The sequence below is a fragment of the Shewanella sp. 11B5 genome, from assembly GCF_002836795.1.
Lineage (GTDB): Bacteria > Pseudomonadota > Gammaproteobacteria > Enterobacterales > Shewanellaceae > Shewanella > Shewanella frigidimarina.
This window is the reverse complement of sequence record NZ_PJAP01001008.1, coordinates 1-2698: the sequence shown is the minus strand read 5'-3', so window position 1 is coordinate 2698 and position 2698 is coordinate 1. Positions and strand designations below refer to the sequence as shown.

General features: G+C 39.7%; 3 protein-coding genes. 1 reads left to right on the top strand and 2 read right to left on the bottom strand.

The window, feature by feature from the left end:
- The first annotated feature begins 41 nt into the window (after positions 1 to 41).
- The gene (locus tag CXF78_RS19585) at positions 42 to 1010 is read left to right on the top strand and encodes a DUF3187 family protein (RefSeq protein ID WP_102037697.1); all 969 of its coding nucleotides are present in this window, start codon (positions 42 to 44) and stop codon (positions 1008 to 1010) included.
- 359 nt (positions 1011 to 1369) lie between these two features.
- Here the strand turns inward: CXF78_RS19585 and CXF78_RS19580 are convergent, their stop codons facing one another.
- Positions 1370 to 2317 (bottom strand): diguanylate cyclase, encoded by a 948-nt coding sequence (locus CXF78_RS19580; RefSeq protein ID WP_102037696.1) that lies wholly within the window; start codon positions 2315 to 2317, stop codon positions 1370 to 1372.
- Between the two features lie 3 nt (positions 2318 to 2320).
- The coding region (locus CXF78_RS19575; protein WP_145991576.1) for a hypothetical protein at positions 2321 to 2698 on the bottom strand (378 nt) is incomplete at its 5' end.

Below are 2698 nucleotides of genomic sequence, written 5' to 3'. Positions count from 1 at the left end.
ACACTGATAAATTAACTGGACAGTAAACTCAGGGAATTGTAATGAAGACCAACCTTAAACTGATATCCGTTGTGAGTATTTCTTTCATCTTGCCTGCACAAGCGCAAGTAGTCAGCTTTGATGATTACGGACCTTTACAAGTATATGCACAATCACCGATGCAATCTCTCAATCTTAGCCCACTGTTGCGTTCTGGTTTTTCATTACCTCAAGGTCAAAAGGAATGGTATATCACAGCCAACGCTGCCAGCGTCTGGTCCGAATCCGATGAGTTATTGGCTGATTACTACCAAAATGCGATTAGCAGCGGCTTAAAATGGCAAATTACAGAGGATTTACTGTTTGATGCTAATTACACTTGGCAATTTAGTGGTGACAACCATTTAGATTCATTAACAATGTGGTTCCACGATGCTTTTGGATTTGACCAAAATGGTCGTAACCAGCAAGCTAAACACCAAAGTCAAATGCGTTCAGAAAAATACGATATTGATATTGAAAACTTTAATGGTGAAACTCTCAATAATGCATTTACAGCATATTTAGGTTATCAATTACTGCAAAATGAACACCATGGTATTTCGGTTGGAGGCACGCTGTACTACAAGTCTGTTGATTCTGGCCCATTTGCTGATGAAAGCTTCCAGCAAAGCGTGCAAATTAATTACGGCTATCACAATGGCAATCACCATGTGAACTCTACTCTAGGGATCAGTTTCCTACACGATAAAGCGCCGCTATCGCAAAATAGTTTCGAATCTCATTACCTAACGTTGGGGCTGGGTTACGAATATCGTACCGGTCGGCACGGTTGGTTAGCTGAATACCATCGTTATGATGGCATGGTAAGTTGGGATGAGAACTTCTCAGAGGCGTCTAATGAAGCGTTATTGGGTTATCGCTATTACTTCAATAGCAGCGCCATCGAATTCACTATGGTTGAGAACTTTTTAAACATGGATAACAGTGCTGATATAGCTTATGTATTAGGTTATCGGCATAAATTTTAGATCCTAGGTTCTAGTGCGCTACGCTTCTAGTGCGGACTACGTCCTGCTAGGGACTGCTGCGTTGTTACAATAAAAAATGGATAGCAAGCGATGAAAAGCGATATCAAGCGATATCAAGCGATATCAAGCGAACTAGGTTCTAGTCATCTAGGCCTTTGGTTTTATAGCAGCGTAGCGCTCTAGTCGTCTAGACTCTAAGCCTATGCATTTATAGCATCTAGCCGCGAAGCGTACTAGCAGCACAGCGTTCTAGACTGTTGCTAAGATTTTATAGCATCTAGCCGCGAAGCGTATTAGCAGCGCAGCGATCTAGGCTGTTGCTAAGATTTTATAGCATCTAGCCGCGCTGCTCTAGTTACCTAGGTATTTTCTTCAACTAAACAACCTAGCACTCTATTTCTGCCACGGTCTTTGGCTAAGTACAATTGTTTATCTGCCGCTTCAACTAAGATTTTATTGGGCATATCATACATTGGCACCACAGTTGAAACCCCTGCACTTACAGTAACAAATTTAGAAATTGGTGAGTTTATATGGGCTATTTTCAATGACACTATACTGTCAACAATTTGCTGAGCCACATAAGTGCCACCAATTAAATCGGTGTTTGGTAGTACACAGATAAACTCTTCACCACCATAACGCGCAACTAAGTCATAAGGGCGGTTAACGGTGTCTTGTATCTTCTGAGCAACAACACGTAAACATGTATCACCCTCAGTGTGGCCGTAGGTGTCATTAAAATGCTTAAAGAAATCGATATCCAATAAAATAATGGTCAATGGCTGTTTTTCACGTGCACATTGTAACCAAGTAACGGGTAGCACTTGATCAAACTTACGCCGATTAGCCACACCTGTTAATCCATCTAACAAAGCAATAGAGCGTAATAAATCAGTTTGAGATTTAGCCATCATCTGATTTTTAATGCGTGCTTTAGTGATAACGGGATTAATGGGTTTATGAATAAAATCAACCGCGCCTAACTGAAATCCCTTAACTTCTTTATCTTCATCAAAATGACCTGACACAAAAATAACGGCGACATCTTCTGTATCGGGGTCTTTTTTCAAATGCGCACACACATCAAATCCATTAAGCATTGGCATTTCAATATCTAACAACACGATATCTGGTTTGACTTTTTTACACATATCAATAGCTTGATGACCATCGCGAGCCATATAAATGTCGTAATCCGTTTGCAATAGTTGATGCAATATTTTGATGTTCACAACTTGATCATCAACTAACAGTATTTTACCTCTAATTGGCGCAACACCAGAAATATACTCATCTATGAACACGCATCACTCCTTAATTATCGATGTTAATGTATCGACAGCATCCAAGAACTCAAGTTGGCTCACTTGGTTTTTTAATCTTAACCACTGCTTATCTGGCACCACGTCGCTTAACAGGCGATCAAGGTACTCAATGGCATCTAAATTTTGTTCAACCAATAATTCCATTAATCGGTTGATTTTATCGGGTTCTATACTTTGTATCGGCAATATTGCATTATTATCCAGCGTGTTAGTTGTTAATACTGCACTTTCATCTGGAAAAAGAGTATCTAACATATGCAGACTATCATTAATTTGACCTTGCATTTGGCTTAAACAAGCAACTGAATCAACATTAACAGCGTTTTTTATATTTTGCTCTAGTTTGGCCGCAAAAGCTGC